Raw genomic sequence first — 25,773 nt, forward strand, 5'->3', positions numbered from 1 at the left:
AATGACACAATTGAAGGGTTAGATTATGAAAAATGTACTAGCAGCACTATCAATCGCAGGGTTATCAATGGTTTCAGCATCAGCATTTGCTGGTGGCGATTTCGAGAAACTAGATACTGATGGCAACGGTTCAATCAGCGTTACTGAAGCAAGCGTAAGCACTTCGTTAACTGAACAGTTTGCAGACTTAGACACGAACGCCGATGGCGAGCTAAGCAAATCTGAGTACGCGAACTACGAAGGTTAATCGCTAGGTGGGCTTAGCGCCCACTGCCTTTGACGCCATAACGAACACGACAGAAGGATTGGACTATCATGAAAAACGTATTAGCAGCACTTTCAATTGCAGGTTTAACATTCGCTTCAGCTTCTGCATTAGCTGGTGAAGATTTCACTAAATATGATACTGACGGTAACGGCACCATCAGCATGACTGAGGCAAAAGTAAATCAGTCGCTTGCAGAGCAATTTACGCAACTAGACAGCAATGCCGACGGTGAGTTAAGCGAGTCTGAATTCGCAAATTACCAAGGCTAATCAAGCCGCCCAAAAGCAAATCATATTTAGGAAATTTTAGGAGCAGAATGATGAAAAATGTACTTATCGCACTATCAATCACAGGTCTAACATTGGCTTCAGCAAATACTATTGCTGGTGAAGATTTCGCAAGCTATGACACAGATGGCAATGGTGCTATTAGCATGAGCGAAGCAAAAGTAAATACAGCGCTTATCGAGCAGTTTAAAGACTTAGATGTAAACGCTGACGGAGAACTAAACGAAACTGAGTTCTCTAACTTTAAAGGTTAATTTGCGACTAGAGCCGCAATGAGAGACGGGCATAGTGAGGAGAATGGCTATGAAACTTAGAACGGTATGTGCAACGACCATAGGTGTATTGGTGAGTACGATGGCACTGGCAGCAACCTTGTCATTTCAAGATGTAGACAAGGACAAAGACGGGCAGATCAGCCAGCAAGAAGCATCAGTATCATCAACACTACTTGGTCAGTTCGAGAAGCTAGATGCAGACAAAAATGGTCAGCTAAGCGCTTCTGAATTCTCTAACTTTAAAGGCTAGGAGGTCACAATGAAAAAGTTAGCAACAGCAATTACAGCCGCCACAGTACTTTTTGCCGGCTCAGCAATGGCAGCAGAATTTAACGATTTTGATTTAGACAAAGATGGCTTTATCTCTAAAAGCGAAGCGTCACTGTCAGAATCTCTTGCTTCAATCTTTGATAAGCTAGACAGCGACGGAGACGGCAAACTGTCTGAGAAAGAATTTAATCAGTAAGCAAGTGGCAATCCAAAGCGCCACGCCTCCCCAAGCTCGACTTTGTAGTCGGGCTTTTTTATTTCGAGCTGCTAGGCTGCTTAAGGTTTAAATGGGGAATGAGCTAACTTAATTCATTGATCCAGCGATGCGTTCTTATCCATTTTTGCATCTTGGGGAAGCCTTCTCTTGGACAAGTCATATCCCAAGCGGTAAGCAGGGGTTGACCAAAAAGGCCACCAGTATTAAAGGCGTCAATCAATGACTCTCTGGCATTTTTGTAGGCTTTTTCATGGAATACAACTTCAATGGGCAAGTTGAGATAGCTAGTAGCAGCAACTGACCAAGCCGTCGCTGCTATTTCTTCACCATGCATTGCCTGTTTTTCGCGCCCATTTTTGAGGCCATTTTTGTACACATCACCATTAAGCTGAGGGCGAAAAATAGGCTCACAAACTGCAATATGTCCGGCTTCATGCAGAATATCCCCCGGGTAAAGCAGCTTTTCATTATCAATGTATAGGGTGCCATTCACTGTTTTTAAACCGGGTAAGAAGGAGTCAGTTTCTACGTCTTTAAACCGAAAAGGTAGATTGATTTCGGTAAGAAAATCACAAATGCGCTTTGTATGCTCATGCATGTTAATTCGGATTCCTTTGAGCAGCTTAACTTACATTGTCAGTAAGTGTAACCTACGTTTCCATTTGCGCAAATTACCGAAGATTACAACTTGTTATAAAGGAAGTTTGATCACCGCTAGCATCTCACCATCCTCTTTATCGATTCCAACTTCTTCAAAGCCAAAGCTCGCGTAAAACGATTTTGCAACGGGGTTGCTCGGTATATAACAGATTTCTATGGTGGTAAGGTTTGGTGTCTGCTTGATTTCTTCGAGTGCGAGGGTGAGTGCTTTACGCCCAATTCCTTGTTGCTGAAATTGTTGATCAACCATAAAGCGCCAAATGGAAATACGTTCTATACTCTCTTGTACCCACATTAGCATCCCAACAGCTTCATCATCGTGATAAATTGCGCGTGTGGTATAGCCATCGTTATTCACCGTTACACCTTAAACTTTTTAATTATTGAGAAAGCTTATATTTCATAACGCCTGTGGCCAATTTATAACATTCATAACACATTTAAGTAAAAAGTTGAGAATTCTGTTAAGTATATTCGGAAATTCTCAACTTTGTTAAAGCCCTTGCCATTCGCTAGTACTTAACCTTTAATAACCGCATGTTATCGAACAGTGAGCGGACTTTACCTCATTAGTTCATGCTCATGCTGGGCGTTATGTTTTTAACCGGGAGCTTACCAGTGGGAAAAAATAGGGATGAATTTACACCAAACACTAAGAGAGTTATGGCAGAAAGAGTCGCTTGGCGTTGCTCCTTTCCTGGTTGTGGAAAAAATACTGTTGGGCCTGATTCGGCAGACCCATCTAAAAAAATTAATAATGGAACTGCTGCACATATTTGTGCTGCCGCAGAACGAGGGCCTCGCTATGACTCAAATATGTCAACTGAAGAAAGGCGCGCAATCACCAATGGCATATGGATGTGTAAAGACCATGGAGCACTTATAGATAGTGATTTTTCCGTATATTCCGTTGAAACCTTGAGAAACTGGAAGCAAGAAGCTGAGCATCGAGCTGCCGCAAGTCTAAGAGACCCTACGCTAGAGAAAGTTGCTCAAAGCACCACTTTTCTTCAACTTGGGCATAATTTAGTCCTCAACGTTCGGTGGAAATCGATCGATTCTAACTATTGGCACTTTGAACTAGTCAGTGTCCAAATAGGTTCTCAAGAACAGCTTGAAAAATATATATTAGAGTTCCATAGACTTGATGAACATGACAGATTTACCGTGATTGAGTCACAAGGTGATGCTCGAGAATTGTTGGGAATACATCTTGAAACAGGTAATGAAAATTACGTAGTACTGACTGTGGCTAAAAAATTACCGGTGGAAGACCCAAACAAAGTTGGTATGGATATAAAATTGGGTCCAGATGGGGACTTATGCATTGAGAATGGCATTCAGCGTGTGAAAGGTAAGGACGCCGCAATTCAAAAGGTTAGTACTTCTATGGGGATAGTTAAGGGTGAGATGAAAGAGTCCCCTTGGTTAGGCTCTAAATTAAGTTCCTATTATGAGCATTATGCTGACAATTTAGAGTTATTAGCGCGTTTAACCAAAATGGAGTTGATCCGCTTATCTCTAGTTCCAATGAAAAAGCACATACAGGAAGGTAAAGCTAGAGCATTACCATTTGTCAAAAGGTTTAATAAAGTGTCAATTGATTCAAATATATTAAAACACTCTAGGCTTCTAATTTATGTCGAACTGGAATGGGGGGATGACAGCTACTGGAAAGGTTCTATTCCTGCGTTCATTTCGCAAGACATATAAAAAATAATTGGAGTGGGGCAAGTTATTAGCTGGCGGGTATTGCTTCATTCGCGAGTAGCAATGGCTATTATGAGCAATAGACTGCATTGCAATAGTGAGCTGTACTAGGCTGGGTGGAGTTACACTAATACGGCGCTGCTGTTGGACAAATTTTCCGCTGCGCCCCAAATTTGCCGCAAAGCGCGGCCTTACGGTTTTAGGTGAGATATTTGAGTTTAGGTCACTGGAACAACACGGTAAGCTTGGTTGTCTCAAAGTAAATTAGTAATGTTTGTCGGATGGCGGCGCTGCGCGCCTTGTCCCGATCTACGTCAAAGGGTTAGCTAAGCCGAAGGTGCTACCCGACAGAGTTTCAGATTCACGCCGTGAAGGTCTGCTTCACAGAGCCGCAGGTCGGCTCTCATTGCCAAAAGCAGACATCTGTAACGCTCGCAATAATTTGCTCCGCGTAATTGTGTTTATTAAATTCCTAGAACTCGAACTTGCAGTATTGTGGAGTACAACCATAGTATTAGTTGGGCGCTTCGTTTTTCTGTATTAAATTCTAAATCGCTACCATGAAGTATTTTATTTCTTGTTTTTGGAATCGTTTCTTCAGGGTCACCCGCAACAAGTTCGTAGGTTTTTATTTTTGAGTAATATGATTGAAGTTTATCTTGCCGGGTTATTGCGTGCTTAAGCTTTGGAACTAGGCCCGTGAGATTAGATTCATTATTTACGGAACCATCATTTTTTACCGGATTTATTTTGTTCTGATTGATAATTATGTAATTCGCCTTTTCAAACGATTCGGTTAGCACTCCTTCAATCTGACCATAAAGCAGGCAAATGCTACCAGCATACTTCTCGCTGTTGTGTAAATCTAAAGCCTCTTTTATCAACGGCAGTCGATCTGCATCCAAACTCATGCTACTGTAAAAGTCGACAAGAGAATTTTGAAACGCTTCACTAGAAATAACATCAAGAATGGATGCAGCACTCGGATCTTTTTGTAAATCAATAGCTGCGAAGATATGAGCCAACTCTATTACATCGTTTGCAATTTCAAAGTCCGGATCATTGAGCCCAGAGGAAATGCTATCTATATAGGGTTCCAGTTGAGGGTAAATTTTGGCAAACAGAGACCAAAGTTCAATGCTCTCCCTATGCTCTTTGAGAAACTCATTCAATGCGTTGTTTACAGCTAGTTCAATTTGACGCCACTGCTGAATATGGGGCTCTATGACTTTTCGAGTTTCCATCAGCGCCGGCCCAAAATCCTCTTTCCACCATGTCAAAAAATCTTTATCCTCTGGTTGATTACTCAACATAGCCTCCTCTAGAATTCAACGCTCGCTTAACAGGCGCATAAATGCTTGGTTAAAATTAGGAACAAAGAGACTCAAACCAAGCTCTTTGTGTCCTTTATTGAAGCGTTCGTTATGTGCCACTGTAACTCCAGTGATTTTGGATATGTTTGCTTACTTCATCAGACAAATTAAACCAATATGCATCGTTATTTTTTGCATCAACAACAATTAATGAGTCATTGTTATCCATTACAGACCATATTGATTTGGCCGCCAGCTCAGGGGTAAAGCTAGAACTTACGAACCATAATGATTTTTGAACTTTTGCCCAACTACCAAGAGACTTTATTTTTTCTATTACTTTTTCATAATCTTGACCAGGACTATTTAGATCATATGAAATAAAAAGATTATTCGACATACACTTTCCTAATTTAAAGTTGAATCTGTTTTTATGTACAGTTAAAAGCTAAATAAGGTCGTTTGTTTTTTATTCAAGGTAAGGTTTATAAATAATCAGAAAAAATTACGGAACTAGCTGTCAATTACATCGCTAATTGAAAATACACATCGTTATAATATAATTACATTGATAATGTGTTTCAATGTAAGGAAACTACACACCTAGATTTGTGTTTAGTTGTAAGCCGTTACTTTGCATTTAACTCGCTCTATAGTTCACTTAAAAAGTTGACAATGAATTTAGCTACATGGTCTTCTCTTGACTAATATTTGTAGTGACCGAAGAACACAAAGCTAAAAACAATGAATCGATTGGAAAACGAGCTTTATCATAAAGTAATGACAAACAGGCATATTTTTAATTTCATTCAAGAGTCGTCTTTGGATGGCCTCTGGTACTGGAATTTAGAGCAGCCCGAAGAGGAGTGGATGAGTCCGAAGTTCTGGACTACACTCGGCTACGACCCATCAACTAAACAACATTGTTCTTCAGAGTGGCAAGATATCATTAACCAAGATGATCTTAAGTCAGCTCTTGATAATTATGATAAGCACCTAAAAGACCCAAGTTACCCTTATGATCAAATCGTTAGATATCGCCACGCGTTAGGTCATACTGTTTGGATCCGCTGCCGTGGACTTATTATTCGTGATGATAATGGCAAACCGACAAGAATGATTGGTGCTCATACTGACGTGACAGAGTTAAAGTTAAACGAGCAAAAAGCCATTGATGCGTTATCAGCCAGAGATAACTTTTTCGCTCGAATGTCTCATGAGATTCGAACTCCTTTATTCGGAATGTTAGGTGTTACGGAGTCTCTTTTGGCGGATACGACCAATGAGAATATAAAAGAGGATTTGAATACAATATTAAATTGTGGCGAGCAGCTTCAGCGCATTCTCAATGACATATTAACATTAGCTAAAATTGATGCCGGTAAATTAGCGCTAAGTATAGAAGTTGTATCACTTTCAAGTGTACTAAGCCATCTTCATTTTCTGTTTGCCAAAACAGCGAAAGCTAAAAACCTGACTTTATCTGTGAACACTAAAGACTGCCTAAATATGGTTGTTGACACGGATAGAGTGAGATTACTTCAAGTACTAAGCAATATCGTAAGCAATGCTATCAAATATACTAATGAAGGTTGTGTAACAATATCAACAGTTCAATCTGACGCTTTTTGTTTAATCTTAATCCAAGACACCGGTGTAGGGATTGAAGACGTAAATAATGTTTTGCAGCCTTTTGAGCAAGAAACAAAAAACCGTTCTCATGATTTAAACAGCACGGGGTTAGGTCTAGATGTTGTTTCACACCTATGTGAACTCCTCAATTTAGAGTTTTCCATTAGGTCCACTGTCGGTCAGGGAACAGAGGTGGCTGTGAGAATACCGGCTCGGGTTGCAAAGCCTACAGAAGAGATTTTCTCAAAAGAGCGTACAAGCATTTCAAATGTTGAGCTTGGTCGAGTTTTGCTAGTTGATGACAATGCCATCAACTTGATTGTGGGTGAAAAGATGCTGGAGCCCTGTTGTACAAGTTTGCACAAAGCAAAAGATGGATTAGAGGCATTAAAGCTTATTAAGCAAAATTCCTATGATATTATTTTATTGGATATCAATATGCCACGAATGGATGGTTTAGAGGTACTAAAGCAGTTAAAGCAACTTAGTTTACCTTATCGACCTAAGGTTTTTATGCTCTCTGCTGATGCCTATGAGACAACGAAGCGAAAATGTCTAGTGTTAGGCTGTGATGGTTTCCTTACTAAACCATTTACTAAAGAGCAGTTATTATTACTTCTACAGCGCTAAAGCCATGCGACTCTGTTTTTCCCCGCGATTTTAGCACTCAGTAATGCATTGTCCGCTGACATGAGCAATTCATCAGCTGAGGATACAGCTATTGCGGTGTCCAGTGTCACCCCTCCAATGCTAGCCGTCACATAGTGTTCGGGTGAATTTTTATGCTCTATTTGGGATGAAAACAGAGACTGTAGAAGTTTGTTTGCCAAAACTCGGCCATTTGCTTTGTTGGTGTTTGGTGCCACCAGTGCAAATGTATTTGTGTCATAACGGTATAGTGCGTCATAAGGCCGCCTAATTTGCATTTGCATACTCTGAATGCAGATACGTATCGTATCATCTCCCTTTTTATATCCGTACGCGGCATTAAACTGACAAAAATAATCAAAGTTTAATAGCATAACACTAATCGGCTTGTTACTACTGCGATGGTAAAGTATGGCTCTATCAATGTCTTTGTCGAATACTGCCCGATTAAAAGCCCCCGTCATGTCATCTAAGTATGAACAAGGTGCAATCAATTCTGGTGGTAGCTTGTGATGTAATAAATTGACAACCTTCTGCTTTAATATTTTGCTAGATACAACATCACTTACCACATCAACCAATCCTGCGTGCCAACCAAGCGCCCCCTTTACCTTTTCAACTTTAGGAGTGATAAGAACTGTTGGTGTAACAAGCGGACAGAGGTGCTTTTGTAATAATCGATATAATGTAATTTCACAAGATGTGTTACGCACGATAATGACGTCTGGATGGTGCTTTTTCATAAAGTTAACTGCCCACAAATGATTTGTGAAACGGTGCACTCGCCCTAGCTGATATATTTCGGCTTCCAATAAGTGAAACGATTGGTGGTTGCTGCCGATGATGACAATGGTGCAACCTTTTAATAAGGGTATATCTGATGGGAATTCTTTCATTCTATCTTTCCTTGGCTGGGACGAATATAAGCCAAACTTAATTCACGCACAGAGCTTAGTAAGAAAGTATTGAATTGCGAGTTTCACACAAAACTATTTCACCTAACGGACTAATGCAGACTATAAATAAATAGTAGTTCACATAAAAATATTGAAAAGTAGGCTGTTCCGATGACCATCCTAGCTTTGGTTATTAGTGAAAAACAAAACATCACTCCAGAATAAATATAGTCTATGCTGCGCTAAGGATATTCAATGAAAATTTTGCTAGTTGACGATGATAAAGTAGATCGTATGGCAGTGAGTCGGTCATTAAAAAAAAGCAATCTGCAATATCAGCTAGTAGAAGTCGAGACTGTAGACGAAGCTGTAGACGCTCTTAACGAAACCCAGTTTGACTTATTGTTGTTAGACTATTACTTGCCAGTTAAAAATGGAACAGAGCTGTTATTGGAAATAAAGAAAGTACAGGCTGTATGTAATTTAACCATCATAATGATAAGTAACCACCACAATGAAGATTTGTTACTTCAATGTCTGGATTTAGGAGTGCAGGAGTTTCTGTGCAAAAATGAAGTGACTGCGGGTCAGCTCAAGCGCGCTATTGTCCAAGCTGAACGACGCAAAGAGCTTGAAACAGAGCTGTATCACAATTACATAAAGATTAAATCCATGGCGGAGCGGGACAAATTGACTGGCATGTTTAACCGCCACTATTTTGAAGATGCTTGTCACAGAGTTGTAACGGCAGGACCAGGGCGGTACAAGTGTGCGGGTATTGCCTTTTTCGATATTGCAAACTTTAAGAGTATTAATGATCTACTTGGGCACGACACTGGCGATAAGCTATTGCAATTATTCAGTGCGCGTCTACAAACGGAAATGGCACAAGAAGATGTTGTAAGCCGCTCTGGTGGAGACGAATTTGCCTGCCTCATCGTGTCACAAAAAAGTCCCCTTCAGCTTAAACTGGAAATAGAGAGAATACTGAGAAAGCTTAAAGAAGCTTACTTTATTGACGAAAAAGCACAGACTTGCGATGTCAATGTTGGAGTCTCTCTTTTCCCCGCTCATGGCAAAACAGCAGAGTCATTAATACGCTTTGCTGATATTGCACTTTTTAGAGCGAAAGCCATGTCAGATAGTGCAGTGTGTATATTTCAATCAGATATGGAAACAACATTCCAGCGCAAGTTTAAGATAGAGCACGAGCTTACTGTTGCACTCAGTTCAAATGCATTTCAATTGGCCTTTCAGCCTGTTGTTGATACTGAAAGTTTACGGGTTGTTATGCTAGAAGCATTGATCAGATGGCCATCTGGTGAAACTTCGTGTGATCCAAACGAATTTATCCCTATTGCGGAAGAATCCAAGTTAATTAACCCACTAGGTCGATGGATAATCTCACAAGCTATGGCACAGTTTGCAAGATTTAAAGCAGGACTCGGCGTAGACGTAGGGCTTTCAATTAACCTTTCGCCAGTTCAACTCAGAGACAAAGCGCTTGTTAAATTTATTTCAGCTACACTAGAACAGGAAAACTTATGGGCTAACGCACTTACCTTTGAGATCACTGAAACGGCACTGTTAGAAAACGAGCCTCAGATCATTAAGACACTCACTGAAATACATCAGTTGGGGTGCAATATTGCGTTAGATGACTTTGGAACTGGGTACTCTTCTATTTCTCATTTACTTCATTTTCCAATAGATATCGTAAAAATAGACAAATCAATCACTTCTCAAGTTACAGAAAGTGGTAAGGGGGCTGCAATTTTTCGGGGTTTGGTCCGGATGCTAAATACATTATGCGTCGAGGTTGTTGCTGAGGGGGTTGAGAATCACCAGCAGTATCTCGAGTGTAAATCTGTAAAAGTCGCTAAGATACAAGGGTATTACTTTTCTAGTGCCGTATCTGAAAGTGTCATCGTTAATACAGTAAAGTCACTTAATCGAGAAATGTTTGAAAAGAAAATGGTTGGGTATTCCACTTGAGCAGTTAACCCCTATCGCTATACTGTTAATTACACTTATCGTTTCATTTAAAATACCTTTAATCAGATCAGAAAAATTACATGGTTCTGTCGACTAGATTGCAACGCAAAAAGAACCTATTGTTGTGTATAGGTAGTCGAACAGTATTGAATCTACTCTTAGTCAATGTGGAGTATTATCGGTAAGTTGTTTGACCTTTCTAACCGTGTTAACTGATCTTTTCATCTCGCGAGCAACTTGCCTGATTGGAAGCCCTATTGATAAAGCCTCAACTATATTTTTATGTTTATTTAAAAAGTCCTCTTTGGATTCAGCCCTTCGTTTAGCTACTTTTCTTTGCTTACGTTGATTCAAAGTCCCAGCAATTCGTCTGTTTGTTCCAAACCTTTCAAGCCGAGATAGTTCTGATAAAACGCTACAAACTAAGCTAGTGCTCGGGAAATGAAAATACTCGGTTAAAGAGCCGATTGGATGCTTATATGCTCTATACTTATGCTTGAAGTATTGTTCAATCCCACCACGGCCTGGTAAAAGAAATTCAACAGTTACGCTTTGTACAGATACACGCAGCATTGAGAGCTCTTTTTCTATCTCTTTTAGTCTTGTCTCTATATCTCTGGCTGTAATCCCAATTTTGTAGATGCATGTGCCACTGGCTAGTTTTAGTTTTAAAAAGTACAATGAGCTTGTCGTCAATCGGTACACATGATGTCGAAATAGCGCTTCCCAGCTTGGTTGCGATGTTTTTTTGATATCATGTAATTTTTGGGTAATTGATTCCTCTTGGCAAACAAAAAAATCTTTCAGGGTAAGTCTGCCTTCGATTGCCAATAATATTGCCGTCTTAGCGTATAGAGCAGGTTCCTCCTTAATCTCAACTAGTCCTTTTTCAATTGCTATGTTTAGCCCTTTTTGCCAGTGAAAGCGTTCCTTGGCAGACCTGAGCCTAATATCTGATTCAATATTGAATGATTTTTTTGTACTAATACACGATATAAAAAACTTTAAATCCGGGTCATTTAATGAAGGAAGTGATACATCGTTGAAAAAGGCTAATCCGGCCGAATTTAATTCCAAGTTTGATTGTGCACAGGAATGCTTGATATGAGCAAAGTGGTGCCTCTTTATTTTGCCTTTTTTCCCAACCACTAATTGCAAGCAAAAAGGACACTTTGCAAAGTGTCCAAGTTTACTTTCACTGATGTGTTGCAGTTTGCCACTATCAAGTAAGCAGTATTCCAGCAAGACACGCTCTCCATTCTAAACCGTTACCTCAATTTTGATACAGTTTACGGAGTTTTGCCACCTTGTTACCTCATTTTTGATACACTACTAATAGACCTCAACGTAATCTTCAATAGCCCCAGACGCAAGATGTATCGGCGATGGCTGTATTGTTTTTTGATCCCCCAACCAAGACAAGCTTTGAAAGCATAGCTTGCTGGCACTCAAAGCTAATTCATTATCAGGACAAATATTATTGGCTAGTATCACTAATTCAGTGAGTGTTTGCGCATGTCGATCATCTTTCAGCTGCACCGGTTTACTAGCAAATCGAGTTATATTTCTAGCAAAATCCTTGCTTGCGGTCGTTGAAGGCTGTGTACAATAGTAGACTCGTTCTGAACCGCTCTTTTCTGCGTGGAAAATACCAAACCTCATACCAGGATTGACTAGTAGTTCAGAGCTTGAGTTATCACACTCAAGCTTTCCTGCTGGGCGAGGGATAATGTCATTTTGGGTTCTATAACGCACAATTGCTATATCAGGATCATCCGGATTCACAGGCAATTTGCTTGTTCCTAGTTTAGTGTCTTGCAATCCGGACCAAAATCGACGTGTTGTTATTCCATCTAGCAGAATCACAAATGCATCTTCAGGGTGTTCATCTCGCCAAGCCCTGATCCCAGAAGTAATAAATAGTTCTACCTCTTCAGGAGTTTTGTATCTAAGTGGCTTGGACCACTGCCTGACGACAGATTCATGATAAGGAGCCCACTTTTTATCATAACTATACATATAAGTTTCGTGTTCACCTGCAAGGCAGGCTGTTAGCCCAATGTGAAACTCTGCTGACGAGCGAGAGTTTCGCCTACTTTTACTCTTTTGAGTAAAAACACCAATTAAGCATCACTCATTAAAGATGTAGATTTCAAACAAATACATTACATTGTTGTAGATATTATTCGCAAGCTATGTAGAACTTGAGAAAGTTCTTTAATATTAAGTATGTATATCTTTCTTACTCTCTCACAATGAAAGAGGCCTGTTTAAGCCTCTTTTGTGTACTAGCGTCAAAATCGCTTGGTATTTATACCGCCAGTATACCTTGGCAATCACACTAATTCAGCTAATCTCATCAATCAATGCAAAAAAGGATATTCTTTCACTTTAATATTTTGTCGGTAGTCGCTACTTGGAAGTTAACAACATTGCGTAACTTCTCTCGCTCTTGTAGTTCATATAGTCGGAACATCAATGAACAATTTTGCGCTTCAAGTTCTTTGTTTATGGTGAGCATGTTATCACGCTCTTGGCGGTATTGCTTCTTAAGTGCAGTCTCTTTCTTTATTTTAAGTTTAAGCTTGTCTATATCAGAGAGTTCATTATTGTTTAAATGTAGTTTTGCTTTAACGGGATCATAATTTGTGTTAAATGCTTCAATGGCTGGTTTTGCTTCTTGCTCAACAAAATCTTCAAATTTGTATATGTAGCTATGCCCAAGTCCAGCTTCATTATTTATTCTATTTAGAGTTAACTTCCCCGAACGTGAAACCTTTTCTGGCTTACCTGCAATTAAGCGCTCTAAAGCTGCCCTCAATCTTGCTAAGGTTGTTTGTGTTTTTTTCATACCTAACCTCTAGTAGTTACTACTGTACCTTTGACATTATCTTCAAAGGTCGAGAGCTTGATTCTGTGCTTAATAATCAAAGATTCGTTCCTTTTTATCTTTTGCTTGATTCCAATAAGTATGCTATTCATCATAGGATCGCCAGTGTTTAAATCACGAAATGTCTTTATTAGTCGCATGTTCTGTTGCTGAATTCTGTTTGCTTCTTTATCAGTGATTACCTGATGTTCACAGGGTTTGATTTCGGCGGAAAACTCCCCTATGCCGCAAACTCTGCTACATTTAGAGTTCATGCAGTATCCGCCTGTTGGAAGCTGAACGACAGAAAGAGTGCCGTTGCGAACTAGGGATGCAATTTCATTCTTTGTCATGTAAATTCGCTCCCCAGTTCGTAGTTTTTCGAATTTATCTCTGGCTATTCTCTCTCCTCCTGAACCACTTAGAGTTTCGGACTCGTTGTATATTTCATTAAATATATCTATCCCTAAGTTAACCCCTTCTTCATGCAGTAGCTGGATTAAATCAGTATCTAGCAATATATCTTCCATGTGCTGAAGCTGGGCATTTTTACCATAATAATCAGACATATTTATATTTTTATGCTTGTATTGAAATTTGATAGTTGCTGTTGTGCCAAATCCATAGCGCTTAAAGAATACTGCGAATGTTCGTCTAAAGTCATGAGCACTAATTTTAGGCAATGACTTGGCTTCTAAAAGCTCACCTTGCCTTGAAGGGTTTAAAGTATTGAATGATTCAACGTCTTCTTTCGTTGCCATAATGTTTAAGCGTTGGGTATGCGACTTAAGGCTTTTTGAGCCAGCAACCACTGATTTGTAGTTTGTTTTGTTTACTCCTTCTATTGTTACGGGCAAAAAAGCAGACTCTAGCGCTCGCTGCGCTCTTTTGTATTCATCTGAGTTAGTCTCGTTTTTAAAGTGTTTTTTATTAACCTCATCAATAAATATTGTGCGAAGATATTCTGTGCAATCATAGGCTAATTCAAGTGCGTCTTTAGAAATAGGGTGGGTTTGCCACACTTCTTTTTTAGGTATGCCGTTGACTGTTTTGGTGGTCTCACCTTTTAAAAAGCTTATGATGCTGCCGTTTTCCCCTTTTCTCTCTTCGTAACTATCTTTAGTGAAGCTGGTTAGTTCGCCAACTCTAACACCGCTAAATGCTAATAGAACAATTGCACACGGAGTTAAAATGCGTGTAATATTTGTTCCGTCACGAGTAAGTGTAAAGTTAGGTATACCGTGATGTATTTTCTGAACCCTAGAGGCAGTCCTGTCGTTTATCTTACCTCTAGAAGAAGAGCCGTCTGCTCGATTCCTTTCCTCATCATATATGCTCTGAACTTGATTCATGAGTCTTGAAATTTCATGACGATAAGGATGGAGTGTCTCAATAGTTGATATTGCATCACTTAGTATTCGTTGATAAATGTTCGCTGGAATTGCAATATGTTGCTTTACTATTCTTGCACTTTTGACACTTAAATTATCTATCGTTACATCACGACAGCAGAATTTGCACTTATTAAGGAGGTTTATAGTGGTTACCACTCTGTTAACTGACGATTGGGAAAGCTCTCTTTTGATGACGATTTCCCTATACGACTTGATGAATTGATTAAAGTTTTTATCGTCTGAGAGTAATCCCCAATTACAATCTTCTAGACTTTGTGCGATGAAGTTGAGCCCGCTCTTCCAGTGCTCAATCTGACCGATAGTAGGGTGTGTTTTGTTTATCTGCTTATATTTATCAATGACGTAAGCCAGCGTTGACTGAATATATTTACGATATCTGATGTCAATTCTTGTAAATGCAACTGATATTGACTTGCCGACACCTGTTCGGATAGAGCCACTAAAACTCCATCTTAGGTCGAAAATGTAACTTTCAACGCTACCATCGCTGTATGTGCTAACTGGTATTTTTTCATTGTACTCTGGTACGGAAATCAAATTAACTTTTACTGCCCCGATCATGAAAACACCTCATGTAGGTCGTTTAAGCTGTATGAGCTAGAATATAACGGGTGCGAGGATTGCTTTTGAAGCTCAGATGCTTGCCTATAATTATCTGGAGATTTTTCTCTAAATTCTCTCAGAATAGCTTCAATAGTGTTCAAAAGAGCGTTTATTTTCACTGGTGGCATTGAGTTGATTGCGGGTGTTATTTCAAGTTCTTGTAACGTCTCTTCGAATGACATCATCAACCATATATCTGTTACGTCTGATACTAGTGAATGATGTTCACATTTAAAGCAATCTAGAAAGCTAGTACAAGCTTCTTCATTTGAATCTAAGTCAACATCAATACACTCAAGCACTCTATTGATGGTTTTTAATGCTCCTTGTTTATTATCATTACAACGTATCCCTAAAGGAGTCCTAGCCTCATTAGTTCTGTTAGCTCCCTGTCGGAGTGATTCATATTCATAATGGTCTAGAATGTTTGAATGTCTGTATTTAGCCTCTTCAACGGCGGTGTTGATATCAATTCCTTTAGCATTAGAGAACTTAGCATCCATCGCAGCATTTAATCTGCTCTGGTGTTCACCTGGCGTACCATGTAAATACTGTGAGGAAATAGCCTTAATGCTGTTATTTGCTGACATCGACACTAGATAAACTGACTCGGACACCTGAAACAGAGCATCCATTTTGGTTTTTCTTAATATTGAAGGAGTTATTTTCGGAAACCCTAGCCTCACCAATAAAGTGTTGATACTTTGATGTGGTGAACGTCCTATTTCAGAATAAGACTTTATCTCGCCGTTTTTAGTATAGTAAGGGAAGAGAAGGCTGTCGCTATCTCCGTTTGACATACTTTTGGCAACATGTATCCAGCTTTCCATAAAGTTCTTTGCGTGTTTACTAAAACCGAGCGCGTTATCTTGTTCTTGGTGGTTGGCTCTACCTTTAATGGAATCTAAAATGTACTTCCCGCCTTGTATCTCTTTGAAATTTACATCTGAAATTCGCATTCGGGCTAAAGGAGTGGTGTTTATCCCCGTAAACAAATAACACAGCATCATGGCAACCTTTATAATGGCGTTATTTGAGTGTCCAATGTTGGTGTTTACTGCTTTAGAAAAGGCGTTAAAGTGACTGGCCTTGCTACTGCCTGTTAACCCATTAGCCTTAGCTATCTGTTCAAGTAGCTCTTTATCGTAAAGTGGATGTCTATCTGGAGTAGTGCCGGATTTGTAATGTTCTAGCAGCTTAAAGTATGCGTTAAACAATCTTTTAGTGATTGGCTTTAATTCTTGTTCTATATCAAGGCTTTTATGGGATGTTGTGTAGCTTAAGACATTTGTTACTTTAGGAAGCTTTTTTGCATCCTGATTTCTATTTAATTGCTTTAAAATCCATGATATGTTGGTTCTGAATCTCCCCCAAACAGGCCGAGAAAGTAAGCCTTTACTGTTTTGATGTCCACACCAAGTCATGAATCCATCTATTAGGTCCCAGTGAAACATATCTCCATTAATTGGGTTGAGTTTGTCGTTGTCATCCACCCATCTGACGTATTTTATTAGTGTTTCATATCTTGAGGCTGTGGTAGAGGTGATATTTTCGCTTAGTAATGAGTAAATTTGACGAACAAAGCTACTTCTTCTCATATCTGTAAACTTACTAGTATCAATTTTTCTTGGGCCATGAAAAAGTGAGGGGCAGGACTTAAAAGCAAATCTTTCAAAGCGAAGTTTGCTGCCGTTTGCTGATATAACCATATCGGCGACTTGTAAGGTTTTAACCTCGGCTTTGGCTTTTATTAGGTTCCGTTCCGGTAGTAGAGACTTTCTCTTATTCGTAATTCCTTTTGGCATTATTGATTCTCCGTAACGCTTGTATCTGTCTCTTCAAATACACCTATGAACTCTAGGATGTCTTCATAAATTTCATCACCTGATGGTTCGTCTTGAGCGATCTTAAGGTACATTAAAGTTACTGATTCTTCTCCGTGCCCGAGGCACTCAGAAACTAAAGCGAGTGCTTTGTCAGGAGTCACATTCCTCAAAAGGAGTCTAAAAAGTGAAACAGCAAATGTAGCTCGAAGGTTATGTATAGTTCCTGTTAGGTCAAGTCCAGACGATACATTAGCCGTGGTTCTTATTTCATTCCATCTAGCATTTGCTTCGGATAATTTGGTAAAAAATGGCACTCCGGTCTGGCTAATAAATAAATACTCTTTTGACTCATCGACTCCATCATCCCCGTAAAAATATCCTAACTCGCCTTTTTGACGCTTAATTTTACAATGCTCTTTGAATTTAGAGATGCGCTTTTTATATCTACCGCTTCTTGTGTATTCGTACAAAAGCTGCATGATGCGTTTCGGGATAATTGTTTGCCTAGGTTTATTACCTGCTCCAGAAGTTTTAGTTAATGAGCCGTATTGACTGCCTACACCAAACCTCATTGCTTTTTTGCGTTCGTCAGGTTTTACTACTTGGCCTTTGTGAAGGCTTGCCACTTCTTCTTTTCTTAGTCCTGTATATCGTGCAACAAGAAAGAACAAACAGTATTCAATAGATAAGCTGGATGTAGTCGTTTCACCCGCCACGTTTTTGATTACTCTACGTGTATTAGTGAGAATGTCTTCTACGACCTGCCATTCTTTATTTGTTAAGGGGTTCAGATTTCTGCGGCTTGAAGATAGCGAGCCGCCCTCGTTGCGTCTAGACTTTCCTAAATTCAGTCGTAAATCTGTTGTGTGTACATCTTTAGTTAGGTAGGCGCCGATGCTTGCACTATCCCCTTGAAATTGTATTGAAACAACCTCGTGTTCAAAAGGAGGGTTGTTAAATTTGTAACCATTTCTGATATGGAAAGAATAAAACTTCACCACTGCACTCATGTATGCAGTTGCTGTAGTTCGGGCTATTGCCTGATTAGGTCTAATTGGCTCAAGTACAGCCTTTATTAGAGCTTCTCGGTACTGGTATGTAGCTTTATCGCTTTTTCTAATCGGGAATGTATCCCAGCTCGGTCTAGGCAAGTCAATCTGTTCGTTGTAAAGCTCTTGGTCGTATTCAGAGTCCCATAATCTTTGTAACTCTATTAAGAATGAAAAGTAGTGAACTAAGCCTTTACTGTATTGTTCAGATTCCTGTCTATTATCATCCAGATGGTGTGCTAATAAAAAGCGATTAACTTGTTTTAGTGGTTCGTAAGAGACGATATCGCCTTTGGCGTTTCTTCCAACCAAATTCAACAAAACAACTTTTTTAATATGCTTTTGCTGTTGTCGGGAGTATTTAATTGAAAGCTCACCATTTTCATCAGGTGTTATTAGAGGGGTTCTATACGTAAATGGTTTTATTTCTGTTGTTCTGATCTCGAATGTGATTGCCATTTAGTGATATTAAATTAATTAAGCTTGTAGATACAATAAAGAGCATTCTCACTTTGTCAAAAGTGTATTGTAAGAAAGTGGTAAAAAAAGTGTGTGGGTGATTAAATTTTGATTCCACGATGGAAAACATGTTGCAGGCTACCAAATCTTGCTGTCCAGGGCTGACATCTAAATCGCAAATGGCTTCGTAGTTGTGTTTATCAATGGCTCTTAGAGAAATATTCATCATGGCGTCCTTGTATTGTTATAAAAACACTATTTCAAACATGGTTGTTTTGGCAAGAGAAAGTTTGCTTTATTAAACGCACAATCATTGACCGTTAAGCGCTTATTCCTCACACTGGAAAACACCTTCGGCTTTATGTCGTTTTGCCTAAAACAAGGACCTTGTGATGCAGCTCACCGAATTACTTAATATTTCTATACCTATGATCCAAGCGCCGATGGCAGGCGTGCAAAATTGGCGCTTAGCGGCCGCAGCAACAAATGCCGGAATACTCGGTTCAATCCCTTGCGGTATGTTAAGTAAAGAGCAGGTTGTTGCAGAAATTGAACATTTCAAAGTACATGCTTCAGGCTCATATAACCTTAACTTTTTTTGCCATAAAATGCCGGAACTTGACCCTTATCAACAAGGTAATTGGAAGAAAAAGCTGGCTCCATATTACGATGAGCTGGAGTTAACACCTAGCGATGATATGGGAGTCTTAAGACGCCCATTTGATAGGGAAATGGCCGAGGCCATTGCCCCTTATAAACCTCCCGTGATCAGTTTTCATTTTGGTCTTCCTGATGCCGAATTGGTCGAGTTGGTAAAATCGTGGGGGACGACTATTTTATCTTCAGCAACGACCTTGGAAGAGGGGATATGGTTAGCTGAAAATGGTGCTGACATCGTGATAGCACAAGGGATTGAAGCGGGTGGGCATAGAGCAACCTTCACCGAGACAAAACTTGAGTCTCAGCTGCATACTCGTCAATTGGTAACGATCCTCGCTGATGCGTTATCCGTACCTGTAGTGGCTGCAGGTGGTATTGCTTCTCATCATGATGTCACTATGATGCATGAACTGGGTGCATGTGGAACGCAAATAGGCACTTGTTTCTTACTATGTGATGAAGCTAACACTTCTCAGGTACATCGAGAGGCACTCAAATCACTGGCTGAGCCGTCCGCCGTAACCAATGTGTTTTCTGGTCGCCCTGCACGTGGGATTGAAAATCGGTTAATGATAGAGCTGAATTTCATTAATGAAGATGTACCTACTTTCCCATATGCATCAGCCGCTTTGACACCATTACGCGCCGTAGCTGAAAAGCGAGGAAGCGGCGATTTTAGCCCCCTATGGTCTGGGGTTAATCGCCAAGGCTGTATGGAGGTAAGCACTCAAAAAATGGTAGATAATTTATGGAATGTTAAATAATAACTCTTTGATTAACAAATTTGACACATTCTGAGTTTATGCTCTAGCGTTTTATGACAAGGCCAGTTCGTTGCGCCTTGTCCCTTGTTGCCTGAACATGCGTATTTTTATGTTTAGGTGACGTATTCGCTATTGAAAATAATAAACACGGAGTCGTGCATGAGACATTCTATTTTAACAGCAGCGTTATTCGCTTCTTTTTCTTCGCTGGCAACCCCTACTTGCCCAAGTATTACCGCATTAGAAACCCAGTATGCAGCACCAAATATGGTCAAGCGTAGCTTTTCTAGCTCGTTTAACAAATACTTATCTTGGCTACCAAGTTACCATATGGTGCATGATCAAGTAACCGCTGCTGGAGCTGTCACTCAGATCACTGCTAAATTTGACTACGGTAGCATCACCCATAAAGACTTGGAATTCGAGTCGGTGGAGTTTTACTACCGTTCTGAGTCGGACACAAATTGGCAGTATCTTGGTGAGCAAACAACCAATGGCGATGGTAAGGCGTTTATCACCTTGCCTGAACTGCCGGCAGGTCAGTATCGTGTATACGCAGGCGTGCCAGCTGATGGCACTGGTGCACAAGGTTATGTCACAGTCGTTGAGCCAGGTACTCAAGCGGTCCTGTTTGATATCGACGGCACGCTAACCGAATCTGATGCCGAGCAAATTGGCGACTATACAGGAATAGATCATGCCGACCCCAAAGATGGCGCTTATGATTTAGTTCGTCACTATCTTGATTTGGGCTATCAACCCGTATTCTTAACAGCCAGAGTGTATTGGTATGCTAAAGGGACGCGCGGTTGGTTGAGTTGGATGGGTTTACCACAAGGCTTTTTACGCACATCACTTAGCAATGAAACCAGCCTGTTTAAAACGGCAGAATATAAAACTGCGGAAATTAATCGCTTAAAAGCGCAGGGTATTGAAGTCGTTCGTGCTTATGGCAATGCCAAAACAGATGCTGAAGCCTTTATCAAAGCAGGGATCCCAGCTTCTGAGGCGTTTACTATTGGTTCTGATGCCGGGCATTACGGTACCACAGCTATTACCGGCAATAGTTATCAAGTGCATTTAGGTGAACTCACAACTTACCCTCACGCTGACTGCTTGTAGACCTTACCTTCGATTGATTCTAATTTTTTAGGAGTTCGCAAAAGGAGCCGTATTTTGGCTTCTTTTGGGGCATTCTGTGTGTACTAACCTCTGGGCCTAGGTACTAACTTACACTCCCATTATTTACGTTTGTTTACGTAATATTCATTAAAATTTCATTTTTTACATTATTCTGGCTTGACCTCTGACCATTGTAATCTAAAGTTTGTTTGTTACTAAATTGTAATAATTGGAGCAAGTACATGAAAAGGTTAATTCTCAGCGCCCTGCTTGGGTTGCTATCGATCGTTACCTCTCCCGCCCACAGCGGTGAGGAATTAGAGTATCCCGTGGTATTAGTTCACGGTCTATTTGGTTTTGATAATCTGCTCGGAGTAGATTATTTTTATCGCGTACCACAAGTGATCCATGATGAAGGTGGGCTGGTTTATGTTGCAGAAGTATCATCAGCCCATAATTCAGAATTGCGTGGTGAGCAACTACTAGAGCAAGTTGCGTTGGTTCGAGCATTAACGGGTAAAGACAAAGTTAATTTAATTGGTCACAGCCAAGGCGCGCAAACTATTCGCTATGTCGCCTCAGTTAAACCTGAGTGGGTGGCCTCAGCGACTAGTATTGGTGGCGTAAACTGGGGGAGCCGTTTTGCTGATGTTGTTCGCGGTGGAGTAGACAGTGGTTCATTTTCGGAGCAGTTTTTAGCATCGCTTGCTAACGGCCTTGCGGGATTGATTGATTTGTTATCTGGTAAAGCAACCGCACCAAAAGACGCACTCGAAGCGCTAAGTGCTTTGACCACGGCTGGCACATTAGCATTTAACCAAAAATACCCAGAGGGTATACCAAGCAGTTATTGTGGCGAAACCCAAAGTCTAGCAAGCAATGGTGTGCATTATTTTTCATGGAGTGGCAGCAAAGCATGGACCAACGTATTTGACCCTGCTGATAATGCACTCGCACTGTTCTCTCAAGTTTTTGATGAGGCCAACGACGGCCTAGTCTCAGCTTGTTCTAGTAATTTAGGTCAGGTGATCAACAACCAATTCAAAATGAACCATTTAGATCAGGTAAACCATACTATTGGGATTCATCACTTGTTCGAAACAGATCCATTAACCGTTTATCGCCAGCATATTCGCCGCTTAAAAGGTCTGGCGCTATGAAAAAGTGGGGCCTTTTGCTAATCATTTTGACTATGCTGTCGCTGGTTTATATCGAGAGTGAACAGCAAGAGATGCCGCGTCATCTTCCCCGGTTCGCGGTGGTATCAGAGCAGCAAAGTGATGCGCATAAGGTCCCACAACCCACAAGGAGTGCATCTGCAAGCGTACGTTGTGAGACTATTAATAAACAGCATAAGCATCAAATCGACGATTGGCTTTTTGATCTACAAAACAATAACCAAGCCGAGCAGTGGCAAGCTTATCTGGAATTATTACCACAATGCCTTCACGAAGTTGCAGATCTCTACGTGCAATTTAAGCAGGCCTTAATTGATGTGGATACGCATCTTAACTTACAAGAACGTGTTGAGCTGCTACACGCACTGCAGCGGCAATTTTTTACAGATGAAGTGATCGCTGTTTGGTTTGAAGGTGATAATGCGTGGGATATGCAAGCTTTGATTCGCTGGCAAATTTTGTCAGACGCATCTATATCTGAGTCGCAAAAGCAGCAATTAATTGAGACGCATGTCAGTGGGCTTCCAAAGCGTGAACAAGTGTTATTTCACACCTCAGCTCAGTTACACACCCTAAACGCAAACTGGCAGCAAAAACACTATAATGAACTAAGTGCCGAATTTGGTGATGAAGCGGCAACTCGTATTCTTGAAGTCCAGAAGCAACAAAATCATTGGCAGCAAAAACTACAAAGCTTTATGCTGCAAAAACAAAATATTTTAGCCGAGCTTGGTGATAGCCAAATCGCAAAAGAAAAAGTCGAGTCACTACTCAAACAAACCTTTACGGAGAACGAGCAAAAGCGAGTCGCTGTATTGGTTAAGTGATAATTTTTAGTTATTGATAAGATTTACAGGCCGGTTACATGGAGCAGCCAAACTTTCAGCCATGAGCCCATCTTGGCAACTGGTAAATACAATCAAACAAGCAGTAAAACATGAAAATTGAACCAAACCTGTGGCAGCTTTATTTACAAGTATATTTTCAACCATTACAGCAAATCGGCTTTGATTCTCGGGGCGCAGTCTTAAGTCTGTGGAATCCACATGGAAAGGTACTCTGTGAAGATAAAAATCAACGCTTATCACGATTTTGGCAAGGGGCTTTACAGCGCGCAAATGTGCCTTATCAGTTGCTATGGGGCGGTGATCAGCAAATGCAATATCGAGAGTTAAGTGTTTATATAAAGTGTGATTTAGCATCGGGATATCGATGGGCGACACGATTAAATCAACTGGGATTTTATTTCGTCGAAGATAATCAATTGCACCTCTATAACAGTAGCGATAAAGCGCAAAGCGATGTGGTGACGGATAACTTCGTATCTCGGTTTTGCTTTGCCAAAATACCAAAGCAGAACCAAGCCATACAACCAAAAAACAGGGCCTAAACTAGGCCCTGTTTGCTGTACTTCATTGGTTTATTTTAAGTCAAAGCGGTCTAGTTGCATTACCTTCACCCAAGCGGCGATAAAATCGTCTACAAACTTCTGTTTGGCATCGTCCGATGCATAGACTTCGGTAATTGCGCGAAGTTCAGAGTTAGAACCAAAGATTAAATCAACCGGGGTTGCCGTCCATTTTATCTCTCCAGTTTTGCGGTCACGGCCTTCGTATAAGCCTTCTTGCCCTTCTACTTTTGACCATTTAGTCGACATATCTAGCAGGTTAACAAAGAAGTCGTTGCTCAATTGACCAGGTTTGTCAGTAAATACACCGTGCTCTGCGCCTTTGTAGTTTGCGTCTAAGCTACGTAGGCCACCTAATAGTACCGTCATCTCAGGTACAGATAAGTCCAGCATATTGGCTTTGTCTACTAACATTTCAGTTGGAGACATAAACGCTTCATCACTGTAATAGTTACGGAACGCGTCTGCCTTTGGCTCCAGATAGCTAAATGATAAGACGTCCGTTTGTGCTTGTGAGGCATCGGTACGGCCCGGCTTAAACGCTACATTTACTTTGTAGCCTGCGTCGTTTGCGGCTTTTTCAACTGCTGCAGAACCACCTAACACAATCAAGTCGGCAATAGAGACTGCTTTTTTGCCAGCACGCTTATTAAAGCGGGTTTGAATATCCGTCAATGTAGCTAGCACTTTGTTGACCTCGTCAGGGTTGTTTACCTCCCAACTTACCTGAGGCTCAAGGCGTAAACGGCCACCGTTTGCACCACCACGCATATCAGTAACTCGGTGGCTAGATGCTGCCGACCATGCCGTTCTGATCAGTTCTTGTTTTGTTAGACCTGAGTTCAAGATTGATTTTTTCAGGGCGCTTATGTCCTTGTTATCAATCATCTTGTAATCCGCTTTTGGAATTGGATCTTGCCAAGTCAGTACTTCGCTTGGTACTTCTGAACCTACATAACGGGCTCTTGGACCCATATCACGGTGAGTCAACTTGAACCAAGCCTTCGCGAACGCCAACTCATATTGCTTTGGATCTTTGCGGAAGCGTTCAATAACCTTACGATATTCAGGGTCAAATTTTAATGCCAAATCCGTGGTGAACATTATTGGTGCGTGGCGTTTACCTTCAATGTGGGCGTCTGGTACTAGGTTTGCCGCAGCTTTGTTATCTGGGATCCACTGGGTCGCACCAGCTGGACTTTTGGTCATTACCCAATTGAAGTTCATTAGGTTGTCGAGATAATTGGTTGACCACTGAGTTGGTGTGACCGTCCAAGCCCCTTCTAAACCACTTGTTGTGGTGTCTGCACCTTTACCCGAGCCGCATTTATTTTTCCAGCCTAGGCCTTGCGCTTCAATTGCTGCAGCGGCTGGTTCTTTACCCACACAATCAGATGGCTTTTTCGCGCCATGTGCTTTACCAAAGGTGTGACCACCCGCGATAAGTGCGACCACTTCTTCGTCGTTCATTGCCATACGGCCAAATGACATGCGAATATCTTTTGCGGCAAGTAGTGGATCTGGTTTACCGTGTGGACCTTCAGGGTTGACATAAATAAGTCCCATTTCTACAGCTGCTAATGGACCTTTTAGCTTACCTTTTTTGTCACGACGCTCGTCTTTTAGGAAAGCATCTTCTGGCCCCCAATAAACTAAATCAGGTTCCCAATCGTCCTGACGGCCACCTGCGAAACCAAAGGTCTTAAAGCCCATTGACTCAAGTGCAACATTGCCTGCTAAGACCATTAAGTCTGCCCACGATAGGCTACGACCGTACTTTTGTTTAATCGGCCACAATAATCGTCTTGCTTTATCTAGGTTTGCGTTATCTGGCCAGCTGTTTAACGGATCGAAACGTTGTTGACCACCTGCAGAGCCACCACGGCCATCGTGTACACGATAAACTCCGGCACTATGCCATGCCATACGGATCATAAATGGACCATAATGACCCCAGTCAGCAGGCCACCAGTCTTGTGAATCGGTGAGTGTTTGCTCGATGTCTTTTTTGACTTGCTTAAGATCTAGTTTGCTAAATTCAGCGGCATAATCAAAGTTTGCGCCGTAAGGATTGGACTCTGGGCTGTGTTGTCTTAATGGGCTTAGGTTTAGTTGTTCTGGCCACCAAAATTGATTAGTTTTTGCTTCACTCATTGCAGCAAAGCTCTGGGCTGATAGCGTTGTTGTTACTGCGAGCGCGACGGCAGACAACATCGTTCTAGATTTTCTATTCATGGGGTTTTCCCTCG

24 protein-coding genes and 1 pseudogene are annotated in these 25,773 nt (G+C 40.9%); 13 read left to right on the forward strand and 12 right to left on the reverse strand.

The window, feature by feature from the left end; translation table 11 throughout:
• Positions 1-25 precede the first annotated feature (25 nt).
• The 5 genes from CWC29_RS20290 to CWC29_RS20310 all read left to right on the forward strand — a co-directional run bounded on the left by CWC29_RS20290 (position 26) and on the right by CWC29_RS20310 (position 1,296).
• Positions 26-247, forward strand: a complete 222-nt coding sequence (locus CWC29_RS20290; protein ID WP_010375681.1) for an EF-hand domain-containing protein — start codon at positions 26-28, stop codon at positions 245-247.
• Between the two features lie 68 nt (positions 248-315).
• A complete protein-coding gene (locus tag CWC29_RS20295; protein ID WP_017218753.1) occupies positions 316-537 on the forward strand; it encodes an EF-hand domain-containing protein in 222 nt (73 codons plus the stop codon).
• A 50-nt stretch (positions 538-587) separates the two neighbouring features.
• The gene (locus CWC29_RS20300; RefSeq protein ID WP_010375683.1) at positions 588-809 is read left to right on the forward strand and encodes an EF-hand domain-containing protein; all 222 of its coding nucleotides are present in this window, start codon (positions 588-590) and stop codon (positions 807-809) included.
• 49 nt (positions 810-858) lie between these two features.
• Positions 859-1,080, forward strand: coding sequence for a crotonobetainyl-CoA--carnitine CoA-transferase (locus CWC29_RS20305; protein ID WP_010375684.1), 222 nt, complete (start codon positions 859-861; stop codon positions 1,078-1,080).
• A 9-nt stretch (positions 1,081-1,089) separates the two neighbouring features.
• On the forward strand, positions 1,090-1,296 hold the full coding sequence (locus CWC29_RS20310; protein WP_010375685.1) for an EF-hand domain-containing protein: 207 nt from the start codon (positions 1,090-1,092) through the stop codon (positions 1,294-1,296).
• A 103-nt stretch (positions 1,297-1,399) separates the two neighbouring features.
• Here the strand turns inward: CWC29_RS20310 and CWC29_RS20315 are convergent, their stop codons facing one another.
• Positions 1,400-1,915: a hypothetical protein gene (locus CWC29_RS20315; protein ID WP_128726085.1), complete on the reverse strand. Its 516-nt coding sequence runs from the start codon at positions 1,913-1,915 to the stop codon at positions 1,400-1,402.
• Between the two features lie 93 nt (positions 1,916-2,008).
• Positions 2,009-2,329 (reverse strand): annotated as a pseudogene (locus tag CWC29_RS20320) (GNAT family N-acetyltransferase); the annotation flags it as partial.
• A gap of 311 nt (positions 2,330-2,640) precedes the next feature.
• On the opposite strand from CWC29_RS20320, the gene CWC29_RS20325 reads away from it, so the two are divergent.
• Positions 2,641-3,690: an HNH endonuclease gene (locus CWC29_RS20325; protein ID WP_209319192.1), complete on the forward strand. Its 1,050-nt coding sequence runs from the start codon at positions 2,641-2,643 to the stop codon at positions 3,688-3,690.
• Positions 3,691-4,151: 461 nt separating this feature from the next.
• Here CWC29_RS20325 and CWC29_RS20330 read toward each other — a convergent pair whose 3' ends face one another.
• On the reverse strand, positions 4,152-5,000 hold the full coding sequence (locus tag CWC29_RS20330) for a hypothetical protein (protein WP_167815459.1): 849 nt from the start codon (positions 4,998-5,000) through the stop codon (positions 4,152-4,154).
• A 109-nt stretch (positions 5,001-5,109) separates the two neighbouring features.
• Positions 5,110-5,400: a hypothetical protein gene (locus CWC29_RS20335; protein WP_138523977.1), complete on the reverse strand. Its 291-nt coding sequence runs from the start codon at positions 5,398-5,400 to the stop codon at positions 5,110-5,112.
• A 344-nt stretch (positions 5,401-5,744) separates the two neighbouring features.
• Here CWC29_RS20335 and CWC29_RS20340 point away from each other — a divergent pair, with 344 nt between their 5' ends.
• Positions 5,745-7,262, forward strand: a complete 1,518-nt coding sequence (locus CWC29_RS20340; RefSeq protein ID WP_138523979.1) for a PAS domain-containing hybrid sensor histidine kinase/response regulator — start codon at positions 5,745-5,747, stop codon at positions 7,260-7,262.
• Here CWC29_RS20340 and CWC29_RS20345 read toward each other — a convergent pair.
• Entirely contained in the window at positions 7,259-8,176 is a 918-nt protein-coding gene (locus CWC29_RS20345; protein ID WP_138523981.1) for a GGDEF domain-containing protein, read from the reverse strand. The two genes, CWC29_RS20340 and CWC29_RS20345, sit on opposite strands and share 4 nt — an antisense overlap.
• A 255-nt stretch (positions 8,177-8,431) precedes the next feature.
• Between CWC29_RS20345 and CWC29_RS20350 the strand changes: the two genes are divergently transcribed.
• Complete coding sequence (locus tag CWC29_RS20350; protein ID WP_138523983.1) at positions 8,432-10,171, forward strand: two-component system response regulator; 1,740 nt, start codon at positions 8,432-8,434, stop codon at positions 10,169-10,171.
• A gap of 162 nt (positions 10,172-10,333) precedes the next feature.
• Here the strand turns inward: CWC29_RS20350 and CWC29_RS20355 are convergent, their stop codons facing one another.
• From CWC29_RS20355 to CWC29_RS20380, 6 genes are all read right to left on the reverse strand, one after another.
• The gene (locus tag CWC29_RS20355) at positions 10,334-11,416 is read right to left on the reverse strand and encodes a competence protein CoiA family protein (protein WP_138523985.1); all 1,083 of its coding nucleotides are present in this window, start codon (positions 11,414-11,416) and stop codon (positions 10,334-10,336) included.
• An 87-nt stretch (positions 11,417-11,503) separates the two neighbouring features.
• Positions 11,504-12,295 carry an RNaseH domain-containing protein gene (locus tag CWC29_RS20360; protein WP_328820817.1) on the reverse strand — a complete coding sequence of 264 codons (792 nt, stop codon included), beginning with the start codon at positions 12,293-12,295 and terminating at the stop codon, positions 11,504-11,506.
• Between the two features lie 262 nt (positions 12,296-12,557).
• Positions 12,558-13,022 carry a hypothetical protein gene (locus tag CWC29_RS20365; protein WP_138523989.1) on the reverse strand — a complete coding sequence of 155 codons (465 nt, stop codon included), beginning with the start codon at positions 13,020-13,022 and terminating at the stop codon, positions 12,558-12,560.
• A 2-nt stretch (positions 13,023-13,024) separates the two neighbouring features.
• On the reverse strand, positions 13,025-15,016 hold the full coding sequence (locus tag CWC29_RS20370; protein ID WP_138523991.1) for a hypothetical protein: 1,992 nt from the start codon (positions 15,014-15,016) through the stop codon (positions 13,025-13,027).
• Entirely contained in the window at positions 15,013-16,863 is a 1,851-nt protein-coding gene (locus tag CWC29_RS20375; RefSeq protein ID WP_138523992.1) for a hypothetical protein, read from the reverse strand. Before CWC29_RS20375 ends, CWC29_RS20370 begins: the two co-directional genes overlap by 4 nt.
• Positions 16,863-18,392, reverse strand: coding sequence for a tyrosine-type recombinase/integrase (locus CWC29_RS20380; RefSeq protein ID WP_138523993.1), 1,530 nt, complete (start codon positions 18,390-18,392; stop codon positions 16,863-16,865). Before CWC29_RS20380 ends, CWC29_RS20375 begins: the two co-directional genes overlap by 1 nt.
• Positions 18,393-18,784: 392 nt before the next feature.
• On the opposite strand from CWC29_RS20380, the gene CWC29_RS20390 reads away from it, so the two are divergent.
• The 5 genes from CWC29_RS20390 to CWC29_RS20410 all read left to right on the forward strand — a co-directional run bounded on the left by CWC29_RS20390 (position 18,785) and on the right by CWC29_RS20410 (position 23,506).
• Complete coding sequence (locus CWC29_RS20390; RefSeq protein ID WP_138523995.1) at positions 18,785-19,816, forward strand: NAD(P)H-dependent flavin oxidoreductase; 1,032 nt, start codon at positions 18,785-18,787, stop codon at positions 19,814-19,816.
• A gap of 159 nt (positions 19,817-19,975) precedes the next feature.
• Positions 19,976-20,938 (forward strand): LNS2 domain-containing protein, encoded by a 963-nt coding sequence (locus CWC29_RS20395; RefSeq protein WP_138523997.1) that lies wholly within the window; start codon positions 19,976-19,978, stop codon positions 20,936-20,938.
• Between the two features lie 242 nt (positions 20,939-21,180).
• Positions 21,181-22,098 (forward strand): esterase/lipase family protein, encoded by a 918-nt coding sequence (locus tag CWC29_RS20400; RefSeq protein ID WP_138523999.1) that lies wholly within the window; start codon positions 21,181-21,183, stop codon positions 22,096-22,098.
• Complete coding sequence (locus CWC29_RS20405) at positions 22,095-22,943, forward strand: lipase secretion chaperone (RefSeq protein WP_138524001.1); 849 nt, start codon at positions 22,095-22,097, stop codon at positions 22,941-22,943. The genes CWC29_RS20400 and CWC29_RS20405 overlap by 4 nt, the downstream gene beginning before the upstream one ends.
• Before the next feature lie 110 nt (positions 22,944-23,053).
• The gene (locus CWC29_RS20410; protein ID WP_128726080.1) at positions 23,054-23,506 is read left to right on the forward strand and encodes a hypothetical protein; all 453 of its coding nucleotides are present in this window, start codon (positions 23,054-23,056) and stop codon (positions 23,504-23,506) included.
• A 30-nt stretch (positions 23,507-23,536) separates the two neighbouring features.
• Here the strand turns inward: CWC29_RS20410 and katG are convergent, their stop codons facing one another.
• The gene (gene katG, locus CWC29_RS20415) at positions 23,537-25,759 is read right to left on the reverse strand and encodes a catalase/peroxidase HPI (RefSeq protein ID WP_167815460.1); all 2,223 of its coding nucleotides are present in this window, start codon (positions 25,757-25,759) and stop codon (positions 23,537-23,539) included.
• Positions 25,760-25,773: the final 14 nt, after the last annotated feature.

It is taken from the genome of Pseudoalteromonas galatheae (genome assembly GCF_005886105.2).
GTDB lineage: Bacteria > Pseudomonadota > Gammaproteobacteria > Enterobacterales > Alteromonadaceae > Pseudoalteromonas > Pseudoalteromonas galatheae.

Coding starts and splice junctions, on each gene's coding strand:
- CWC29_RS20290 (WP_010375681.1), top strand. CDS start 26: ATGAAAAATGTACTAGCAGCACTATCAATCGCAGGGTTATCAATGGTT.
- CWC29_RS20295 (WP_017218753.1), top strand. CDS start 316: ATGAAAAACGTATTAGCAGCACTTTCAATTGCAGGTTTAACATTCGCT.
- CWC29_RS20300 (WP_010375683.1), top strand. CDS start 588: ATGAAAAATGTACTTATCGCACTATCAATCACAGGTCTAACATTGGCT.
- CWC29_RS20305 (WP_010375684.1), top strand. CDS start 859: ATGAAACTTAGAACGGTATGTGCAACGACCATAGGTGTATTGGTGAGT.
- CWC29_RS20310 (WP_010375685.1), top strand. CDS start 1,090: ATGAAAAAGTTAGCAACAGCAATTACAGCCGCCACAGTACTTTTTGCC.
- CWC29_RS20315 (WP_128726085.1), bottom strand. CDS start 1,915: ATGCATGAGCATACAAAGCGCATTTGTGATTTTCTTACCGAAATCAAT.
- CWC29_RS20325 (WP_209319192.1), top strand. CDS start 2,641: ATGGCAGAAAGAGTCGCTTGGCGTTGCTCCTTTCCTGGTTGTGGAAAA.
- CWC29_RS20330 (WP_167815459.1), bottom strand. CDS start 5,000: ATGTTGAGTAATCAACCAGAGGATAAAGATTTTTTGACATGGTGGAAA.
- CWC29_RS20335 (WP_138523977.1), bottom strand. CDS start 5,400: ATGTCGAATAATCTTTTTATTTCATATGATCTAAATAGTCCTGGTCAA.
- CWC29_RS20340 (WP_138523979.1), top strand. CDS start 5,745: ATGAATCGATTGGAAAACGAGCTTTATCATAAAGTAATGACAAACAGG.
- CWC29_RS20345 (WP_138523981.1), bottom strand. CDS start 8,176: ATGAAAGAATTCCCATCAGATATACCCTTATTAAAAGGTTGCACCATT.
- CWC29_RS20350 (WP_138523983.1), top strand. CDS start 8,432: ATGAAAATTTTGCTAGTTGACGATGATAAAGTAGATCGTATGGCAGTG.
- CWC29_RS20365 (WP_138523989.1), bottom strand. CDS start 13,022: ATGAAAAAAACACAAACAACCTTAGCAAGATTGAGGGCAGCTTTAGAG.
- CWC29_RS20370 (WP_138523991.1), bottom strand. CDS start 15,016: ATGATCGGGGCAGTAAAAGTTAATTTGATTTCCGTACCAGAGTACAAT.
- CWC29_RS20375 (WP_138523992.1), bottom strand. CDS start 16,863: ATGCCAAAAGGAATTACGAATAAGAGAAAGTCTCTACTACCGGAACGG.
- CWC29_RS20380 (WP_138523993.1), bottom strand. CDS start 18,392: ATGGCAATCACATTCGAGATCAGAACAACAGAAATAAAACCATTTACG.
- CWC29_RS20390 (WP_138523995.1), top strand. CDS start 18,785: ATGCAGCTCACCGAATTACTTAATATTTCTATACCTATGATCCAAGCG.
- CWC29_RS20395 (WP_138523997.1), top strand. CDS start 19,976: ATGAGACATTCTATTTTAACAGCAGCGTTATTCGCTTCTTTTTCTTCG.
- CWC29_RS20400 (WP_138523999.1), top strand. CDS start 21,181: ATGAAAAGGTTAATTCTCAGCGCCCTGCTTGGGTTGCTATCGATCGTT.
- CWC29_RS20405 (WP_138524001.1), top strand. CDS start 22,095: ATGAAAAAGTGGGGCCTTTTGCTAATCATTTTGACTATGCTGTCGCTG.
- CWC29_RS20410 (WP_128726080.1), top strand. CDS start 23,054: ATGAAAATTGAACCAAACCTGTGGCAGCTTTATTTACAAGTATATTTT.
- katG (WP_167815460.1), bottom strand. CDS start 25,759: ATGAATAGAAAATCTAGAACGATGTTGTCTGCCGTCGCGCTCGCAGTA.